General features: G+C 35.8%; 18 protein-coding genes. 5 read left to right on the top strand and 13 right to left on the bottom strand.

Annotation, left to right across the window (positions count from 1 at the left end; all coding sequences use genetic code 11):
* Window positions 1-274 precede the first annotated feature (274 nt).
* From nusB to W908_RS04005, 5 genes are all read right to left on the bottom strand, one after another.
* Window positions 275-688, bottom strand: coding sequence for a transcription antitermination factor NusB (gene nusB / locus W908_RS04025; RefSeq protein ID WP_053820029.1), 414 nt, complete (start codon window positions 686-688; stop codon window positions 275-277).
* Entirely contained in the window at window positions 685-1,143 is a 459-nt protein-coding gene (gene ribH / locus W908_RS04020) for a 6,7-dimethyl-8-ribityllumazine synthase (protein WP_020024403.1), read from the bottom strand. Before ribH ends, nusB begins: the two co-directional genes overlap by 4 nt.
* Window positions 1,143-2,219 (bottom strand): 3,4-dihydroxy-2-butanone-4-phosphate synthase, encoded by a 1,077-nt coding sequence (gene ribB / locus W908_RS04015; protein WP_053820028.1) that lies wholly within the window; start codon window positions 2,217-2,219, stop codon window positions 1,143-1,145. The genes ribH and ribB overlap by 1 nt, the downstream gene beginning before the upstream one ends.
* A gap of 13 nt (window positions 2,220-2,232) precedes the next feature.
* Window positions 2,233-2,826 (bottom strand): riboflavin synthase, encoded by a 594-nt coding sequence (locus W908_RS04010; RefSeq protein WP_053820027.1) that lies wholly within the window; start codon window positions 2,824-2,826, stop codon window positions 2,233-2,235.
* Window positions 2,827-2,944: 118 nt separating this feature from the next.
* Window positions 2,945-4,531: an ABC-F family ATPase gene (locus W908_RS04005; RefSeq protein WP_053820026.1), complete on the bottom strand. Its 1,587-nt coding sequence runs from the start codon at window positions 4,529-4,531 to the stop codon at window positions 2,945-2,947.
* A 142-nt stretch (window positions 4,532-4,673) separates the two neighbouring features.
* Between W908_RS04005 and ftsW the strand changes: the two genes are divergently transcribed.
* Together ftsW and murG are read left to right on the top strand one after the other, a co-directional pair.
* Window positions 4,674-5,801 (top strand): putative lipid II flippase FtsW, encoded by a 1,128-nt coding sequence (ftsW, locus tag W908_RS04000; protein WP_082345009.1) that lies wholly within the window; start codon window positions 4,674-4,676, stop codon window positions 5,799-5,801.
* Complete coding sequence (gene murG, locus W908_RS03995) at window positions 5,794-6,819, top strand: undecaprenyldiphospho-muramoylpentapeptide beta-N-acetylglucosaminyltransferase (protein WP_053820024.1); 1,026 nt, start codon at window positions 5,794-5,796, stop codon at window positions 6,817-6,819. Before ftsW ends, murG begins: the two co-directional genes overlap by 8 nt.
* Here the strand turns inward: murG and bioB are convergent.
* The 5 genes from bioB to xerA all read right to left on the bottom strand — a co-directional run bounded on the left by bioB (window position 6,770) and on the right by xerA (window position 11,846).
* A complete protein-coding gene (gene bioB, locus W908_RS03990) occupies window positions 6,770-7,753 on the bottom strand; it encodes a biotin synthase BioB (protein ID WP_053820023.1) in 984 nt (327 codons plus the stop codon). The genes murG and bioB overlap by 50 nt on opposite strands.
* Before the next feature lie 110 nt (window positions 7,754-7,863).
* The gene (gene glnA, locus W908_RS03985) at window positions 7,864-9,270 is read right to left on the bottom strand and encodes a type I glutamate--ammonia ligase (RefSeq protein ID WP_020024396.1); all 1,407 of its coding nucleotides are present in this window, start codon (window positions 9,268-9,270) and stop codon (window positions 7,864-7,866) included.
* A 176-nt stretch (window positions 9,271-9,446) separates the two neighbouring features.
* A complete protein-coding gene (gene hemF, locus W908_RS03980) occupies window positions 9,447-10,346 on the bottom strand; it encodes an oxygen-dependent coproporphyrinogen oxidase (RefSeq protein WP_053820022.1) in 900 nt (299 codons plus the stop codon).
* Window positions 10,347-10,383: 37 nt separating this feature from the next.
* Window positions 10,384-10,935, bottom strand: a complete 552-nt coding sequence (locus W908_RS03975) for an L-threonylcarbamoyladenylate synthase (RefSeq protein ID WP_020025385.1) — start codon at window positions 10,933-10,935, stop codon at window positions 10,384-10,386.
* Entirely contained in the window at window positions 10,932-11,846 is a 915-nt protein-coding gene (gene xerA, locus W908_RS03970) for a site-specific tyrosine recombinase/integron integrase (RefSeq protein ID WP_053820782.1), read from the bottom strand. The genes W908_RS03975 and xerA overlap by 4 nt, the downstream gene beginning before the upstream one ends.
* Window positions 11,847-11,884: 38 nt before the next feature.
* Here xerA and htpG point away from each other — a divergent pair, with 38 nt between their 5' ends.
* Entirely contained in the window at window positions 11,885-13,741 is a 1,857-nt protein-coding gene (gene htpG, locus W908_RS03965) for a molecular chaperone HtpG (protein WP_053820021.1), read from the top strand.
* Between the two features lie 46 nt (window positions 13,742-13,787).
* On the opposite strand, the gene W908_RS03960 is transcribed toward htpG, so the two are convergent.
* Window positions 13,788-14,546 (bottom strand): RNA methyltransferase, encoded by a 759-nt coding sequence (locus W908_RS03960; RefSeq protein ID WP_053820020.1) that lies wholly within the window; start codon window positions 14,544-14,546, stop codon window positions 13,788-13,790.
* 5 nt (window positions 14,547-14,551) lie between these two features.
* On the opposite strand from W908_RS03960, the gene W908_RS03955 reads away from it, so the two are divergent.
* Window positions 14,552-15,352 (top strand): inositol monophosphatase family protein, encoded by an 801-nt coding sequence (locus tag W908_RS03955; RefSeq protein ID WP_053820019.1) that lies wholly within the window; start codon window positions 14,552-14,554, stop codon window positions 15,350-15,352.
* A 1-nt stretch (window position 15,353) separates the two neighbouring features.
* Here W908_RS03955 and W908_RS03950 read toward each other — a convergent pair whose 3' ends face one another.
* Both W908_RS03950 and W908_RS03945 read right to left on the bottom strand, forming a co-directional pair.
* On the bottom strand, window positions 15,354-16,103 hold the full coding sequence (locus W908_RS03950) for a YciK family oxidoreductase (protein WP_053820018.1): 750 nt from the start codon (window positions 16,101-16,103) through the stop codon (window positions 15,354-15,356).
* Window positions 16,100-17,239 (bottom strand): DNA recombination protein RmuC, encoded by a 1,140-nt coding sequence (locus tag W908_RS03945; RefSeq protein ID WP_020024630.1) that lies wholly within the window; start codon window positions 17,237-17,239, stop codon window positions 16,100-16,102. The genes W908_RS03950 and W908_RS03945 overlap by 4 nt, the downstream gene beginning before the upstream one ends.
* A gap of 122 nt (window positions 17,240-17,361) precedes the next feature.
* On the opposite strand from W908_RS03945, the gene W908_RS03940 reads away from it, so the two are divergent.
* On the top strand, window positions 17,362-18,066 hold the full coding sequence (locus tag W908_RS03940) for a lysophospholipid acyltransferase family protein (RefSeq protein ID WP_053820017.1): 705 nt from the start codon (window positions 17,362-17,364) through the stop codon (window positions 18,064-18,066).
* Window positions 18,067-18,068 lie beyond the last annotated feature (2 nt).

The raw sequence follows: 18,068 nt of genomic DNA, 5'->3' as shown, positions 1-18,068 counted from the left end.
ATTATTGTACCCTTTCTTTCATAAAAAAAATTTCACCAGGATATTAGTTAAACCTGTTAAAAAAATAGATAAATTTTTTATGGCCGAACTGAAATACTACCATGAAAAAAGATAAAATCAATCAATTTTTCAAGATCAGTTTAATTTATTTCAAGAGGGAATAAAAAAAGAACTATAGAACCAGCTTAAGATTTTTTAGTAGTCCATTTGAAAAAATTCATTTTTTCGCTTTGTATAAATTTACAAAAAAAATACTCTATTCAAATAAAGCAATTTAAGAAATCTCTAGTGATCTTAGCTCTGGGGCAATTTTATCAAGTGACGAATTAACAAGCTTATATGAACCATCTGCACCATAAAGTTTAGATAATTCGACAGCTTCATTAATAACTACTTTGTAAGGCACCTCTGGCTGGAACTTCAATTCATAAACACCTAAATATAAAATTGCCTTTTCTGTTGGGCCAAGTTCATCAATATCACGATCAAGTGATGGCTTAATAATTTCATCAAGAATAGTTATATTTTTTGGAATATTTAATAATAAATTTGAGAAAAAAGCTTTTGAAATCTTGCCTTCTTTTTGATTTAAGAATTGCAACTCTATGTCATTAATATTATCTCCAGAAACCAACCACTGATATAAAGCTTGGACTACTCTCGCTCTTGAACGCTGCTTAGGAGTCACAGTTTTTCTAGTAAATTGATCATTCTAATAATACTTTCTGCAGCCTCAGCGCCTTTATTTTCAGAAGTTCCAGAGCGCTCTATAGCCTGCTCAACTGTGTCAACAGTGAGCACACCAAAGGCAATTGGTATTTCATTCTCTAGTGAAATTTTGGATATACCTCTTACGCACTCTCCGGCAACGAATTCAAAGTGAGGAGTCCCGCCCCTAATTACTGCACCTAAAGCTACGATGGCATCATATTTACCAGTACTTGAGGCTTTTTTAAGGGCAAGTGGGATTTCAAAAGCACCTGGAACATAAATAAGATCAATATCTGACTCTTTAGTTCCACTCTTAAGTAAAGCCTCTTTGGCCCCACTAATTAAATGCTCAACTATAAAAGAATTAAATCGACCTGCGACTAAAGCCACTTTCTTATTGTTAATAGATAAATCACCCTCAATAGTCTTCATTACTTCTCCTTAATATTTACGTACTCAGTTATTGTGATACCAAAACCCTCTAGACCTGGCCATTTTCTTGGCTTTCCTAGTGACTTCATATTCGTAACACCTAAGTCAGAAAGAATTTGCGCACCGATTCCAAAAGTTTTTCCATCATCATTACTTCTATAGTCCTGGTTATCTATATTTTCAAGGATAGCCTGATTATCTTGTTTACGTAAAAGTAAGAAGACACCATTTTCAACCTCTGAAATCATGTCTAATGCACTATTGATACTAAAACCTCGATTATTTTCTTGTAAAACATCTTTAAAGATATTTTCCATATGGACCCTGACATATGGCTCAGTTGTTTCATTAATTTTTCCCTTTACAAGAGCAATATGAATATCGTTATGGATTGTATCTAAATATGAAAAAAGTTCAAATTGACCATACTTTGTTTTAAAAGGCCTTTGGCTTATTCTTTCAACTGTTTTTTCATTTTCAACTCTGTAATGAATTAAATCAGCAATATGGCCTACCTTAATACCATGCTTTTTCCCAAACTTATACAAATCATCGCTTCTAGCCATTGAGCCATCATCATTTAATATTTCCACAATCACTGATGAAGCTTCAAATCCTGCTAAACGAGCTAAGTCACAGCCCGCCTCAGTGTGGCCAGCGCGAATTAAAACACCACCTTGTTGGGCCATTAAAGGAAAAACATGGCCAGGCTGAACTATATCTATTGGCTTAGCATCTTTAGCAACAGCATCTAAAATTGTTTTAGCTCTATCTGCAGCTGAAATTCCTGTAGTGACACCTGATGCAGCCTCAATAGATACTGTAAAGTTTGTAGAATGAAGATCACTATTTTGAGACACCATTAAAGGCAAGTTTAGTTGTTGACAACGCTGCTGAGTCAAAGTAAGACAAATTAAACCTCGTCCATGCGTCGCCATGAAGTTAATATCTTCTTTTGTAACTTTTTCAGATGCAATTAATAAATCACCCTCATTTTCACGATTCTCATCGTCCATAAGAATTATCATTCTTCCTTGCTTATAATCTTCTATAAGTTCCTTTATTGAAGCATTCATAATTGTCTAATCTTTATCTGTAATTTTTAAGTTTTTCAACATATCTAGCAATTAGATCAATCTCTAAATTTACATTTGACTCAGTAGAAAGATCTCTTAGCGTAGTTACTGAAAAAGTATGGGGAACTATATTAACATCAAAAATATTATCCTTTACGCTATTGACAGTAAGGCTTACTCCATTGATACATATTGAGCCTTTTTTAGCAATATATTTAATAATATCACCCTCAACCAAAATCTTGAAGCGAAAACTATCTCCATCTTTATTAATGGATTGAATTAAACCAACTCCATCAATATGACCACTTACCAAGTGTCCATCAATCCCTTGATTCAGTCTAAGAGATTTTTCAAGATTAACATCATCACCTTGCGATAAATCTGAAAAAGTTGTGCAATTTATCGTTTCGTTTGAAACATCTGCAGAAAACCATTCACCTGAAATTTCGGTGACTGTTAAACATACCCCATTAACAGCAATACTATCTCCAATCTTAGAATCACTTATATCAAGGGTATTTGAATTAATTTTCAAATTAGCGCCATTATCAGAAGAATGAAACTCTTGAATACTTCCTATAGCTTGAATAATCCCTGTAAACATTTGACAAATATTTTTATAAGTTTAAGTATATTTATATTTAATATATTTCTAACAACTATTTAACCATCAATTAATAGATACAGTAATTAATAGATTTCTATGCACGCATTAATTTAATTCACACCTGAGTCAACAAGTAATCTTCATAATTTCCTGAATAGTAGTGAGCTCCATCATCTTTAAGCTCGATTACTTTAGTTGATAAAGAAGAAACAAACTCCCTGTCATGACTGACAAATACTAGAGTCCCTTTGTAATTGTCCAATGCCAAATTTAGGGCCTCAATAGATTCCATATCCAAGTGGTTTGTTGGCTCATCCATTAACAATATATTTGGCTTTTGCAACATAAGTCTTCCAAAAATCATTCTTCCTTTTTCACCGCCTGACAAAGATTTGACAGATTTTTTTACATCTTCCTTTCCAAAAAGCATTTTTCCAAGGACAGATCGCATAACTTGAATATCATCTTTTTCGTTTTTAAATTGTGTCATCCAATCTAAAACATTCATATCCTTCTCAAATTCTTCATTATGGTCTTGAGCATAATATCCAATATTTGAATTTTCACTCCATTTTGTAATTCCACCATCGGGCTCAATTTCACCAAATATGGTTTTAAGTAAAGTACTCTTTCCAATACCATTTTGTCCAATAATTGCAACCCGTTCACCAGTTTCAATCATAATATTAATATCTTTTAAAACTTGCTCATCATCAAAGCTTTTATTCAAACCTTGAACTTCTAGTACATTTCTAAATAATTCTTTGTTTTGATTAAAAATAATATATGGACTAACTCTTGAAGAAGGCTTAATATCATCTAATTCAATCTTATTTAGCTGTTTAAGACGGGATGTCGCCTGCTTCGATTTAGAAGCATTCGCAGAAAATCGCGACACAAAATGTTTTAAATCTTTAATTTTTTCTTCCTTTTTAGCATTATCGGAGCGCATCCTTTCTTGAATTGCAGTTGCGGCAACCATAAAATCATCATAACTTCCTGGGAATACATTTAGGGCACCATAATCTAGGTCAGCCATATGAGTACAAACACCATTTAAAAAATGACGATCATGCGAAATAATAACCATAGTTGATTTTCTTGCACTTAAAACTCCTTCAAGCCATCTGATAGAGTTTATGTCAAGGTTATTGGTAGGCTCGTCTAATAAAAGAATTTCTGGATCTGAAAACAGAGCTTGCGCTAAAAGAACTCGAAGCTTCCAGCCAGGAGCAATTTCACTCATTAACCCATAGTGCTGATCTAAAGGTATATCAAGACCTAGAAGTAACTCACTAGCTGATGATTCTGCTGAATAACCATCCATTTCAGCAAATTCCATTTCTAATTCAGCTACCTTTATTCCATCTTCCTCACTCATTTCAGGTAGACCATATATCCTGTCTCTTTCCTCTTTTATCTTCCATAGCTCTTTGTGACCCATGATTACAGTATCTACAACACGATACTTCTCAAAAGCAAACTGATCCTGAGATAGAACACCAAGTCTTTGGCCTTCTCCAACTAAAACAGAGCCATGAGTGGGCTTTAATTCTCTAGTCAATATTTTCATTAAGGTTGATTTTCCACAACCATTTGCGCCGATTAAGCCGTATCTATTACCAGCTTGAAATTTGACTGAAATATTCTCAAATAAAGGCTTTTCACCAAACTGCATGGTGATGTTAGCAGTAGAAATCATTGTTTAAATAAAAATTATAAAAAGACAAGATTATCCCATATAGACTCAAAAATAGCTCAACAATTAAACACATCAATATCTAGTAGAACTTTTCAATAAATAAAAGTATAAAATATATTTGCTTATGAGATTAAATCCGAAAATGCGAACAAGACAAATGCCTGACAAGTCATTATTGTTCACAATCTTGGCTTTGTTAATATTTGGTTGGATTATGTCCTTCTCCGCCTCATTGGCATATTTTTCAAGTTATTCTTATTTTTTTAAGCAAACCTTCTTTATTTGTGCTGGTTTATTTGCTGGATTCATTGTTCTAAATACACCCATTTCAGTCCTTCAAAAGTATTCTATTCCTTTATTTATACTATCCTTGTTTCTTCTTGCAGTTGTTTTTTTTCCTCCACCCATAGGTCATACAGTAAACGGTTCAACGAGGTGGATTAACCTAGTATTTTTTAAATTTCAGCCCTCAGAACTGATGAAACTATCCATGATACTTTTTATGGCGGGTTTTCTAATCCGCCAAGAAAAAGACATTAGAAAACCATGGAAGGGCTTTGTAAAAACACTAGTAATTATTGGTCTAGCTGATATTCTATTAATGCTTGAAACAGACTTTGGTGCTACTCTGATAATATCCTTAACTGCAATGTCAATGCTTTACGCTGCAGGGGTTTATCTAAAGCAACTAAGTATTGTCACATCTCTTTTATTTATTTTTGTTGGTATTTTTATTGCATTTAATCCAAATCGAATGGCTCGGTTGACATCCTTTTGGGTTGATGATTTTTGGGGAAGTACAGATCCTAAGGTACACCAAACTCAACAAGCCTTAATTGGGATTGCAAGAGGAGACTGGTTTGGAACTGGGATTGGCGCAGGTATTCAAAAATATGCTCTTCTTCCAGAAAGGCATACTGATATGATTTTTGCAGTTATTGGGGAGGAGTTAGGCTTTGTGGGAATGTTATTTGTTTTACTATCATTCCTTTTTATTCTCTTAAAAGGATTCTCTATTGCTAAAGTTGCTCTTCAAAAAGGGCGTCAATATAGCTCTTATGTTGTCTTTGGAATTTGTACTTGGTTTGCAATGCAAATAACAGTAAACATTGGAATGAATTTAGGTCTTTTGCCTCCTAAAGGCTTTACATTGCCTTTGTTAAGTTATGGAGGCACTTCTATGATTTTTGCAATTATTTCACTGGCGATTATTGTTCGAGTTGATATGGAAAATAGAACAAAGTATTCAAAACAAATAAATTATGTCTAAAAAAATTCTCATTATGGCTGGTGGTACCGGTGGTCATATTTTTCCTGCACTAGCTATTGCAAAAGAACTTAAAGAGAGAGGTGCAGTTGTAGAATGGCTTGGTGGCAAGAATGCTATGGAAAGTAGATTAGTTCCTAGGCACGGCTATAAATTCCATGGAGTCTCCAGTAGTGGCCTTAGAGGTAAAAATTTACTAGTTATTCTGAAAGCTTTTTTTCTTCTAGGCTGTGGGTTTTTTCAAACTGTTATTATTTTTATTAAGTATAGGCCAAACATTGTCATTGGAATGGGAGGATATGCCTCAGGAATTGGTGGTTTAATTTCTAAATTGTTTTTTGTACCTTTATTTATTCATGAACAAAACAGTGTTCCTGGAACAACAAACAGACTTTTGAGCAGACTTGCTTGCAAATGCTTTCAAGCTTTTGAAGATACTTTTCCTGAGAGTGCAGGCGCAATTACGACTGGAAATCCAATACTGTTTAATCCAATCCCTAAAAATAGGCCTAAATCAGTTAAAAACTTACTCGTTCTGGGCGGCTCTTTGGGTGCCAAAAAAATCAATCAAACCATTCCTAAGATTAAAACATGTGTAAACATTTGGCATCAGACTGGAGAAAATCATCTGGAAGAGGTAAGAGTATTGTATAAAAAATCACAGCATTATGGAGCAAAAATTGAGCCATTTATAGAAAATATGGCAGAAGCTTATGCTTGGGCAGACTTAGTAATTTCTAGAGCTGGAGCTATGACAATTTCTGAATTGATTGCTTCCAATTCACTAGCTATACTCATTCCATTTCCTTATGCCATAGACAATCATCAAAAAATTAATGCTGAGATTCTTTCTAAAAATGAAGCCGGTATTCTTTTAGAAGAAGAAAATCTTAATCCCGAAGCAATCGACAGAGAGTTAGAGGCTCTCAGTAAAGACAAGCTTCATGAGATGGCTAAAAAATTAGAATCACTTAAAGTGTCAACTCCTGAGCAACAGATTGCTGATAATCTTCTCCATTAATTCCAAGACGGCTAAAAAGGAGTTTGTCATTTGCGACCGTTGGGTTATCTGTTGTTAATAACTGCTCACCATAGAAGATTGAGTTTGCGCCAGCAAAAAAACATAACGCCTGCATACCCTCTCCCATATCGAGCCTTCCAGCTGAAAGTCTAACAACTGACTTAGGCATTAAAATTCTTGCTACAGCAATTGTTCGAACAAACTCACTTTCACTTGGTGGTTTAATATTTTCAAATGGAGTTCCTGGAATAGGAACAAGAAGATTTATTGGAACACTATCCGGATGTTGTTCAAGATTAGCTAAAGATTGAAGCATAGAAGCCCGATCCGTTTCAGTTTCTCCCATTCCTAGAATTCCACCGCTACAAACGCTAATATTGGCATCTTTAACCGCAGCTAGAGTGTCCAGTCTGTCTTGAAAAGTTCTACTCGTAATAACATTAGGGTAGTTTTCTTTTGATGTGTCAATATTATGATTATAGTAATCAAGGCCTGCCTCTTTTAGAGTGGAGGCTTGTTTTGGAGATAGCATACCTAAGGTAACACATGTCTCCATTCCCATAGCCTTTACACCTTGAATCATTGGTATGACTTTATCAAGACTCTTGTCTGTTGGGTTTCTCCAGGCAGCAGCACCCATACAGAATCTTGTCGCCCCCTTATTCTTTGCATTTTGAGCTTGCTGTAATACCTCATCAATTTCCATTAATTTTTCTCGCTCAAGGCCTGTGTCATATTTTGAGCTTTGGGAGCAATAAGAACAGTCTTCGGGGCATGCGCCCGTTTTAATATTAAGCAGAGAGCTCACTTGAACTTGATTTGGATCAAAGTTCTCTCTATGTATAGAATGTGCTTTAAAAAGAAGATCATTAAAAGGAATCTCAAATAGGGCTTTAATTTCGTCCAATTTCCAATCATTTCTTGCTTTAATCATTTTGTGTTTATATTAATTTTGAATAAATTAAATTTTACCGGATACCAACCAGCTTTTTAGATAATAAAAAAGCCGCAAGGAGCGGCTTTTTTTTCAAGATATTGATCTAATTAACAACTGTAATATAAATCAAATTCAAGTGGCTGAGGAGATGCCCTCATAGCAGTCACCTCTTCCATTTTGAGATTAATAAATGAATCAATAACTTCATCAGTAAATACACCACCCTGCTTAAGGAATTCACGATCATTATCAAGTTCTTCCAAAGCGATATGAAGCATTGAGCTTACTTTTGGTATCGAAGCATCATACTCTTCATATAAATCTTGGTCAGCTGGCTCACCAGGATGAATCTTATTCTTGATACCATCAAGGCCTGCCATCAATAAAGCCGCAAAAGCAAGATATGGATTTGCTGTTGAGTCGGGGAAGCGAACCTCGATACGTCTTCCTTTAGGATTTGTAACAAATGGAATTCTTATTGCTGCTGAACGGTTCTTAGCAGAATAAGCAAGCATTTCTGGCGCTTCAAACCCTGGAACTAAACGTTTATATGAGTTAGTTGATGGGTTTGTAAAAGCATTCAATGCTCTTGCATGTTTGATAATACCACCAATATAATAAAGAGCAGTTTCACTTAAGTTTCCGTATCCATCTCCATCAAATAAATTCTTACCATCTTTCGCAATCGACATGTGAACATGCATACCATTACCATTATCAACTGCAATTGGTTTTGGCATAAACGTTGCAGTCTTACCGTAAAGGTGAGCAACGTTGTGTACACAATATTTAAGAATTTGTGTTTCATCAGCTTTTTTAACCAATGTATTAAATAATGCACCTATTTCACATTGACCAGCTGTACCAACTTCATGGTGATGAACTTCTGTGGTGACACCCATTTCTTCAATTGCTAAACACATTTGAGAACGAAGGTCATGCAATGAATCAACTGGTGGGACTGGAAAATAACCCCCTTTCACTCTAGGACGGTGACCTTTGTTACCACCTTCTAAATCAATCTTTGAAGACCAAGCCGCTTCTTCCGAACTGATCTCATAGAAAGCTGTACCCATTCCAAAACCTGTATCCCATTTGACACTGTCAAAAACAAAAAACTCAGGCTCGTTACCAAAATAAGCTGTATCACCAACGCCTGAATCTTTTAAATAGGCTTCGGCTCTATGAGCTATAGAACGAGGATCTTTAACATAACCCTTCATATCTGAAGGTTCAATAATATTGCATCGAATGTTAAGTGTCACCTCTTCAGTGAAAGGATCAATAATCGCTGTATCACAATCTGGCATTAAAATCATGTCAGACTCGTTAATATCTTTCCAGCCTGAAATTGAAGAGCCGTCAAACATTTGACCTTCTCCAAGTTTTTCAGCATCAATTGTGTGTGCAGGAACACTTACATGTTGTTCCTTACCTTTTGTATCTGTAAAACGAAAATCTATAAACTTAACATTCTGTTCTTCGATTGTCTTCATTACATCTTTTGCAGACATAGCTATACTCCCTATAAAATAGTAAATTTAAAAAATGACAGGCATTGTCAGAAGTCTGCGTCGTTGCAAACGAATGTTGACTTACTTGAAATCAACATAAGATAATTCAAGCGTGGATTATATCCTAGTTTTTAAAACTTTAAAATAGAAATTAACTCAAGTCTAGTTGATCTGTATCAAATCCAATCTTTTGGTTTCAAAAAATAATTAGTTAGTTTGTCTTCTGCGCTTTTTGATTCAATTTTGTATTTGTAAGTCCACTTTACTGTTGGAGGTAATGACATCAGAATAGACTCAGTTCTTCCTCCACTTTGAAGCCCAAATAGTGTTCCTCTATCTTGAATTAGATTAAATTCAACATAGCGCCCTCGCCTAAAAAGCTGAAACTCTTTCTCTTTAGGAGTAAAAGGAAAATTCATTCTTTTTTCAACAATTGGAAGGTAGGCCTTGATGAAATGATTCCCAACACTTTGAAGAAATTCAAAGCATTTTTCAAAACTGCCTTCATTTAAATCGTCAAAGAATAGACCACCAATGCCTCGCTGCTCATCTCTATGGCTTAAGTAAAAGTAATCATCACACCACTTTTTATAATTACGGTATGTATTATCACCAAATGGCAGACAGGCATTTTTTGCAGTTTGATGCCAGTGAATTGCGTCTTCATCAAATCCATAATAAGGAGTTAAATCAAAACCTCCTCCAAACCACCAAATTGGATCCTTACCCACCTCCTCAGCAATGAAAAACCTTAGGTTAGCATGCGTTGTTGGAATGTAAGGATTATCTGGGTGGAGAACCAAAGAAAGACCTAGTGCAGTGAAATTTCTGCCTTCTAAATCTGGCCTAAGAGCTGTTGCTGATTTCGGCATTTTATCGCCGGATATAATAGAGTAATTCACCCCACCTTTCTCAAATAAGCTCCCATCTGAAATAACCCGTGTTATCCCACTCCCTCTTCCATCGTCCCTTTTCCATATATCGGTATCAAAATTAGAGATTGAATCTAATTTTCCAAACTCCTCACATATGTCAACCTGAAGATTAAGTAAGTATTTTTTAACTTGTTCAATCATTTACATTAAATTTTAATCAATAAAAATTCAGATAAACTCATCTTAATCGCTCACCAGTAATCAAATTAATAATTTTTGAAGGCTCTGAATTATACATATTAGGAGGAAGCTCGAATGCAAGGTCATTACCAAAGTACCTTTTTAACTCTAGCGTGCTTGAAGCAACCTTTCTACCCTGAAGATTGGCGCTTGTTGAAATTAATGCTGAGCCAGTATTTTCACAAAAGTAAGTAATAAGTGGGTCAGAGGTTATGCGAACAGCTAAGAGTTCATTATCCCCATTGAGTAGAGGTGATAATTCCTCTGACTTTGGAACCAAGTATGTAGTCGGAGTCTCTGTTGGTTTAGCTAGTTTTTTTAGAAGCTTGCTATTCATATTTGAATCAATATAAGGCATCAAAAAACTAATGTTTGAGGCTAAAAGAATGAATCCTTTTTTAATATCTCTTTTTTTTAGATTTACGATAGTTTGAATAGCGCCAGGATTATTTGCGAGACACCCTAGACCATAAATCGTATCTGTAGGATGAGCAATAACTCCAATCTTTAAATGATGCAAGGCAAGCTTTATTTTAGAGTTAATTATCATTTTTTTGCCCTTGGATGAAATTCATCATAAACTTTAGACAATTCTAAAAAATCAAGGTGCGTATAGACTTGGGTGCTTTTAATACTTTTGTGTCCCAAAAACTCTTGAACAGACCTTAAGTCATGGCTTGACTGCAAAAAATGTGTAGCTGCTGCATGTCGAAGCATATGTGGATGAACATTGATTGATACTCCCACCTCTAAAGCTCTTTTCTTAACAACATTCTGAACTGTTCTTGAAGAAATCCTTATATTCTTTTGATTTAAAAATAATGCATCTGAATTGCAACTAGGTCTCTTTTCTAGATATCTGTTAAGGACACCAATAGTTGTCTCTCCTACTGGAGAAAATCTTGCTTTTGCGCCCTTACCCATGACTTTAACAAAACCCTCATTCAGATCGAAGTCTGTAAGATTAATTCCTACTAGTTCAGATACGCGTAAACCGCAAGAATATAAAAGCTCTATCATTAAGACTGAGCGCAACTCTTTGTAGCTAGAAGTATTTAACGTCATCATGTTTGTTAAATCATCGAAGTTAATGGTTTTCGGTAATGAGCGTTCAAGCCTTGGAGTTTGAATAGACTGAGCAGGATTTTTTTGGAGAATATTATTGGCAATCAAGTAATTAAAAAAAACTCTTATTGATGATAAGTATCTTTTTAATGACTTGCCAGAAGCATTACCATGCCTAAGCTCCATGACAAAAATATTTAAGACGTCTGAATCAATTTCACTCCATTCTGATATGCTTCGGCCATTCAAGAAAGAACGAAACTTCAACAAATCCCTCTTGTAGGAAGAAATGGTATTTAAAGCATAATTTTTTTCTACCTCTAGGTACTCAGCAAATGCTTCAATTTGATCAATTAATATTTCTTGATCTGACTTGTTTTTTTCGTGACTGACCATATCTTTATATTTTAAGTTAAAACGATAGGGGATTTTGAATGAGTCAAAAACAAACACATGAATTTCAAACGGAAGTATCACAACTCTTACATTTGATGATTCACTCTCTTTATTCTAATAAAGAGATCTTTCTCAGAGAATTAGTATCTAACGCATCGGATGCGATTGATAAGCTCAAGTTTGAGTCTCTATCTAATGAATCACTTCTAGAGGGAAAAGAAGAGCCCAGCATCTATATTGACATCGATAAAGACGCAGGAACAATTAGCATTAGAGATAACGGTATCGGAATGACACAAGATGAAGTCATGGAAAATATTGGTACTATAGCTAATTCTGGAACTAGAAAATATCTTGAAAGTCTTGATAAAAATCAAACACAAGATTCTAATCTGATCGGACAATTCGGTGTTGGATTCTATTCCGCTTTTATTGTTTCAAATACTGTAACACTTCTCAGCAGAAAAGCTGGTGATGATAAAGCGAACGGAACTAAGTGGGTTTCCAAAGGTAAAGGTGAATACTCAATTGAAACCGTTGATATTGAAAATTATGGCACTACCATCATTCTTGATGTTAAGAAAGCTGAAAAAGAATTCGTTGATGATTATCGTCTACGTGGCATTGTTTCTAAATACTCAGATCACATTACCGTTCCAATAATGATGGTTAAGGCCTCAGAAGAAGATGAGAGTGAAATTGTCTATGAAACAATAAATAAAGCGACAGCTTTCTGGATGAAAGATAAAAAAGAATTATCTCAAAATGATTACGATGAATTCTATAAATCTTTAACCTATGACTTTGAGGGTCCATTGACGCAAATTCATAACAGAGTGGAGGGAAAACTAGACTACTCATCACTACTCTTTATACCCAAAAAAGCGCCCTTTGATATGTGGGAACCTAAAAGAAAAGGTGGTGTTAAGCTTTATGCTAAGAGAGTTTTTATCATGGAGGGTAATGAAGAGTTGCTTCCTCAGTACCTTAGGTTTATCAAAGGCGTAATTGACACTGCTGATCTTTCATTAAATGTTTCAAGAGAGATACTTCAAGGTAGTAAGGTTGTTGATACAATCAAGAAAGCCTCTGTTAAGCGTATTCTTTCTGAACTCGACAAAATGTCTAAAAACAAACCGGAAGATTATGCAACATTCTGGAAAGAATTTGGAATGGTTATTAAGGAAGGTGTGGTTGAGGACTTTGCGAATAAAGATAAAATTTCTAACCTTTTAAGATTTGCATCAACATCAACTGACTCCTCTGATCAAACAGTCTCCCTTAAAGACTATATTGGTCGAATGAATAAAGATCAAAAAAATATATACTATGTCACGGCTGATAATTATGATGCAGCTAAAGGCTCACCTCACCTTGAAATTTTTAAGCAAAAGGATATTGAAGTTTTATTGCTCTCAGACAGAGTTGATGAGTGGTTGGTGGCAAATTTTGGTGAATTTGAAGAACTCTCTCTGAAGTCAATTGCAAAGGGAGACCTTGAAGACCTTGATTCAAAAGAAGATAAGAAGAAAAAAGAGAAAACTGTTAAAGACTATGAAAAAGTTATCTCTAAAGCACAAGAAATTCTTGATAATCAAGTTAAAGAAGTTAAAGTTTCAAGTCGTTTGAGTGAATCACCCTCTTGTCTGGTTGCCGATGAAAATGAACTAGGTGGTAATATGGAAAGAATAATGAAGTCCCTTGGTCAAGATGTCCCAGATACAAAACCTATTCTTGAAATCAATCCTACCCACCCTTTGGTTATGAAGCTAAAAACAAAAGTAGACGAGGATGTTGTAAAAGTTCTATTTGACCAAGCTGTTCTCAGTGAAGGTGGTCAAATCAAAGAGCCTGCAGAGTTTGTCAAAAGGATGAACAAACTGATGCTTGGTTAAGCAAAGGCGATGTTAACGAAAAAGCCCGTTTTCGGGCTTTTTTCATTTATGGGTTATATGGGTTAATTTTATTAAGAATACCCCTTAAAATTGCAACTTCCTCTTTTTCAGGCATACTTCTTCCAAAAAGTCTCCTTAAGCGCCTCATTAACAAACTCTGTGGTTTCTTTGCATCAAAGTAATCAATATGCTCAAGTGCTTGCTCAAGATGCTTATAAAAGCTGTTTAAGTCATCAAAGTTTGCTAATTCTCCAGGAGTATTTTCAAACCCACCCTCTAGAGTGCTTACATAATTCTGATAGGCAAATACTTGAATTGCGGATGCTACATTTAGTGAGAAATACTCAGGATTTCCAGGAATTGTCATTAAAGTGGAACATAAATCTAGCTCTTCATTAGTAAGACCAGAATTTTCAGTTCCAAAAACAACAGCAACTTTCTGGTTTTCTTTGGAAGCGATCGATTGTATTTCACTGCATGTCTCAATAACATCCAGCTGCCTCCATTTAATATTTCTTTGACGTGCACTTGCACCAATTACGAGATTAACCCCCACCAAAGCCTCTTCGAGTGAAGAGCAAACTGTTGCGCTTGATAATACGTCGTCCGCACCACTTGCCCTAGCAGTTGCAACTGCTGATGGAAAATTAGATGGCGCAACAAGATATAACTCAGAGAGCATCATATTTTTCATGGCTCTAGCAGCAGCGCCAATATTCCCCGGTTCAGTCGTATTCACCATGACAATCCTTACTTTATCAAAACTCGTCAAGGTATAATTCCTCTCTTTATTTATTTCACTCATTTACCATGCATCCTACCGTCAATATTGCAGTTAGAGCTGCCAGAGCAGCTGGTGATGTTATTTTAAGGTATCACAATCAGGTCGACATACTTACCATCGAAAACAAGTCTATTAATGACTTTGTTTCAGAGGTTGATAAAACGGCCGAAAAAGCCATTATAAACGAGATTAAAAAGGCCTTTCCAAAACATTCTATTTTGGCTGAAGAGAGTGGTAAAACTCTTGGTGACGATGATTTTCTTTGGATTATTGACCCTTTAGATGGAACCACCAATTACCTGCATGGCTTTCCGCAGTATGCTGTCTCTATAGCGCTTCTTGAAAAAGGAGTGACTTCACACGCTGTCATCTATGACCCATTCAAGGAAGAGCTCTTTACAGCCTCTAAAGGAGAAGGCGCTTATCTCAATAATGAAAGAATTAGGGTGACCATATCAAAAGGATTAGAGGATACTCTCATTGGAACTGGCTTCCCATTCAAAAATCCGCAGCATTTAGATTGTTATCTTGACACATTTAAGGCAATTTTGCCTCACGTCTCTGACATTCGAAGAGCGGGAGCTGCTGCTTTAGATTTAGCTTATGTAGCTGCTGGCAGACTTGATGGCCATTGGGAGATTGGGCTTAACTCTTGGGACATGGCAGCTGGCGCTCTACTTGTTAAAGAGGCTGGAGGATTTATAGGAGATTTTTCTGGAAGAGATAAATACATGGAAACTGGGAACGTTGTCGCTGGAAATGCAGATGCCTATAAAGAAATTCTCAAGAAAATTCATCCACACCTTACGAGCGACCTTCAGAGGTAAATTAATCTGAGATTGTTAACTGTTCACCATTTATTTTTGGACTTGAGCTAGACAATAAGTGGACAATTGCTTGACTTTTTTCTTCTGGCAAAGGAACTGTTGAGGAGTCTTCAGCAGGGTATGCTGTCCTTCTCATCTCAGTTCTCAATTTTCCAGGGTTGACCGTGTTTACACTAATTTGGGTTTTTTCAAGCTCCTCTGAGAGAGTTTTTGCAAAACCTTCAATCCCAAACTTACTAACGCTGTAGGCACCCCAATAAGCCCTTGCCTTCCTGCCGACTGTTGAAGATAAAAAAATAATCCTGGCATCATCCGATTTTGATAGAGCAGGAATCAGGAACTGGGTCAGCATGAATGGAGCATTTAGATTAATCTGGATTGTTGAATACCATAATTTAATATCATACTGCTCGATCGGCATCTGAGTACCCAATATTGAAGCGTTATGGACCAGTCCATCTAACTTCCCAAACTCGTTAAGAAGGTTATCTTGAAGCTCTTGATAATTTTCAGGTGTTGCACCTTCTAAATCCAGAGGGTAAAGAATTGGCTCTTTCAGGCCAGAATCAACAACAGCGTCATAAGCATGCTCAAGTGAACCTAAATCCCTTCCTAGCATAATGACGGTGGCGCCAGCTCTAGCAAGGTCCATGGTTATGGCAAGCCCAAAACCCCTATTTGCACCCGTTACTAGAACGACTTTCCCCTCAAATTCATCTTTTTTTATATTGTGCTCTTTGGCAACTATCATTCACTAATTTCCTTATTTGATTTAACCCCAAGCGCTTTAAGTCTTTCTGCCCTGCTAATCAAATTACCCTTGCCTGTTGACAACTTATTCCTAGCACTTGAAAAGCCTTCCTTGGTTTTTTCAAGTTGATTCTCAATCTTATCTAGATCGTCAGTAAAAAGGGCGAGCTTGTCATACATTCCAGCAGCCTGTCGTGCAATCTCATCAGCATTTTTATTTTGTTTATCTGTTTGCCACATAAAGTTAACAGTTTTTAGACTCATACTCAGCATGGACGGTGAAACGAGCATAATGTTCTTCTTGAGGGCATCATCAAACAAACTATGTTTATGTTGAAGCGCAAGAAGAAGAGCCCCCTCAATAGGAATAAAAACAAAAATAAAGTCTAGACTCCTCACACCCTCAAGGTTCTCATACTCTTTGATACTAATGTTTTTTATTTGGTTTTCAATCGAGGCAATATGTTTCTTTAAAGCTAACTCATTTGATTGGTCTGCGACATAGTCGACATAATCTTTAAGCGACACCTTAGAGTCAATAACAACATCCTTTCCCTCTGGCAAATGAAGAATAACATCAGGCTTAAATTTTTCACCCATTTCATTTTTATATTGCTTTTGAAGATCAAACTCAACCCCCTCTTGGAATCCATAACTTGATAAAAGAGAGCTTAATATCTCTTCTCCCCAGTCACCCTGAATCTTATTGTCATAAGTGAGCGCATCTGTTAAATTCTTTGCCGACTGCTGTGTTTCAAGGTTTGCAACATGAAGAGACTTAATTTGCTCTTTTAAGGTCGTTCTCTCCTCAACCTGCTCCTTTGTAATTGTCTCAATCCTATCTCTAAAACTTTTAAGCTGAGTTTGAAGCGGCGTCAATAAGTCGGAATTATCGACCTTAAGCTTGTCACGGTCTGTCTTCAAAATTTCTGAGGCGATAGTCTTAAACTCACTATTTACTTGACTCTTTAGATGATCGACTAGCTGAATTTTTTCAGCATAATTCTTTTCTTTTTCATCCAGCTTTGTCTCGAGCTGAATATTTTTTTGAGAGATGGAAAACAATTTCTTATTCAGTACATAGTAGCTAAATGCAGCTCCCACGAGTAAAGAAACTATGCCAATGATAATATTCATAAGGTTAGATTTGAATCCATTATTAATGGGTGTTTTATAGCAATCATAAAATAGGCATACCGGTGTGTTGTAAACTTAGTAAAATTTTATATAGAATTATAACGCTTAGATATCTATAAGCCATGATACTTTTAAGATCACTATTGTACTTTGTTGGTTCAATTATTAGTTTAATTTTGATCACTTTGATTGGTTTTTTACTCGTTTTTTCAAGCTACCCAACTCGTCAAAAATTTCTATCTCAATGGGCTATATTTTGTATATGGTGGTTAAAAATAACTGTGAATATTAAAACTAAAGTCATTGGTCAAGAAAATATAATTAAATCTTCGTCCATCATAGTCTCTAACCACCAATCTACCTGGGAAACGTTAGCTTTTCAAACAATCTTCCCAGCCCATACTTGGGTCTTAAAACGTGAACTTTTATGGCTTCCTGTATTCGGATGGAGTCTTGCGCTACTAAAACCAATCATTATTAATCGTGGTGACAAACTAAACGCAATTAAAAAAGTCATAAATCAAGGGGCTGATCGACTAAACAAAGGCATCTCAGTAGTTATCTATCCTGAAGGAACCAGGCAGCCTTATGGTGAATTAGGAGCCTACCAAAATGGTGGCAGTGCGATAGCAAAGAAAACAGGACATAGCATTACGCCCGTGTATCATAATGCTGGAAGGCTTTGGCCTAAGGGCAGCTTTTTAAAAAAACCTGGAGTAATTACCGTCGTTATTGGTGAGGCAATACCCAATTCTAATTTAAAGACTTCAGAGGTTACAGATCAAATTAGGAAGTGGACCTTAGTACAAGAAAATAAATTTAAATAATC

The sequence above is a fragment of the Candidatus Pseudothioglobus singularis PS1 genome (genome assembly GCF_001281385.1).
GTDB lineage: Bacteria > Pseudomonadota > Gammaproteobacteria > PS1 > Pseudothioglobaceae > Pseudothioglobus > Pseudothioglobus singularis.
This window is presented reverse-complemented; position numbering and strand designations above follow the sequence as displayed.